This is a genomic window from Streptomyces regalis (assembly GCF_001509475.1).
GTDB lineage: Bacteria > Actinomycetota > Actinomycetes > Streptomycetales > Streptomycetaceae > Streptomyces > Streptomyces regalis.
The window spans coordinates 1-1,473 of the sequence record NZ_LLZG01000189.1 but is presented as its reverse complement, the minus strand read 5'-3'; the positions used below and the strand labels follow the sequence as shown (position 1 = coordinate 1,473).

Annotated in this window: 1 protein-coding gene; it reads right to left on the bottom strand. The window is 64.8% G+C overall.

Annotated features, from left to right (window positions below; genetic code table 11):
* Positions 1 to 346: 346 nt before the first annotated feature.
* A complete protein-coding gene (locus ADL12_RS21750; RefSeq protein ID WP_062704349.1) occupies positions 347 to 1,120 on the bottom strand; it encodes a hypothetical protein in 774 nt (257 codons plus the stop codon).
* Positions 1,121 to 1,473: the final 353 nt, after the last annotated feature.

Below are 1,473 nucleotides of genomic sequence, written 5' to 3'. Positions count from 1 at the left end.
GCCGGACACCGCGCCTGGCCCCAACCCACCCGCACCGGCACCCAAGCTATCCGCATCCAGCGCCCTCAACCCGCAGAACCGTAAAGCAACAGCATTGGCTTTAGGAGTTCGATCCCGCGCCCTGCGTGGCTGCGGTCAACCTGTGCGCGGGTGCCATACCGGACGCTGCCGTATGCCGCCGTCCGGGCTCGTTGATGTCAGCGTTGGATGTCAGCGGAACAGCTGCGGCGGCTGGGTGAGGCCCCGCCAGGCAGCTGACGGCCCCGAGACGGCCCCAGCGCAGCATCAAGCCCCCACCGACGGAGAACCCGTTGGTGGGGGCTTGATCAGTGCGTGATGCCTCTGCCTACCGCACGTCTACGTAGTCCCCGGCGGTCTTGACCGTCGCGGTCGTGCTGGTGCCGGAGAAGTAGTAGCGCCAGTAGCCGTCGCTGGCAGCTGTCGCGGTGGTCTTCAGGTTGCCGGTGCTGTTGGTGTACACGGTTTTGACCGTCGTGTAGGTGTCTGTTCCCGCTTTGCGGAACTGCAGCTTGACCGGCTGGTTGGTGTAGCCACGGTAGTCGTGGGTCTCCCAGTTGGCGCGGGTCAGTTTGCCAGTGACGGTGATGGTCTTGCCCTTGGCTACCGGCTCCGGCGAAGCGTTGACGCTGAGCTTCGAGTAGCGCTGGATGTTCGTGTACTTGTAGGCATCCAGGGAGATGCCGCCGTTGCCCTTGTCGAAGGCGTCGACGCCGACCTTCCACTGCCCGGCCCAAGAGTTCTTCTGCAGGTCGCGGGGGTCGAGGGTGAAGGGGACGACGCAGGTCTTCGTTTCGGCGTCGACGGCTGTGCACGTAGGACGGCCGAACGGCACCGTCATGTCCGTGTCTTCTTCCGCGGGGCCGCCGTGCCACACGAACACGCGGGCCGTTTCGATGCCGTCCGGATCAGTGGCGGTCACCGAAGCCGAGAAGGTGACCGTGTTGGAGATGCCGACCACGATGGGCTTGCCACCGTTGACCGTGACGCTGGTGATCGTTGTGTCGCCGCCCCACGACTCGTCGGCCTGAGCCGTTGGAGCGCTTGCGACGGCGAGTGCCAGGGCGCCGGACAGAGCGGCACCTATGGCGATTGAGCGCATGTAGTCCCCAGGAAAATCAGGCCTGCCGGTCGAGCCCCCGCCGCAGGCACCACGATAGATAGCGGGAGCGTACTGCGTTCACGCCAACTTGGCTGATTGCATCCTTCGGGTGACTGGCTCTACGTAATGGTGAGGTGGCAGCTTAGGTCGGTGGAGCGGCTTTGGGCTGGAGTTTCAATGACCGAGTCAAGGTCATGGGGTGCCCTTCACCAGTGCTGGTGGCGCCTCGGCTCGGACATCGTTTGTGCCTCAGCCTGAACCGCTCCGGGTCTGATGGAGGCTCGATTCCCTGAGAGGATCGAGTCATGGCACGTCCGTCCCCCTACCCTGCTGAGCTTCGTGAGCGCGCGGTG

Coding starts and splice junctions, on each gene's coding strand:
- ADL12_RS21750 (WP_062704349.1), bottom strand. CDS start 1,120: ATGCGCTCAATCGCCATAGGTGCCGCTCTGTCCGGCGCCCTGGCACTC.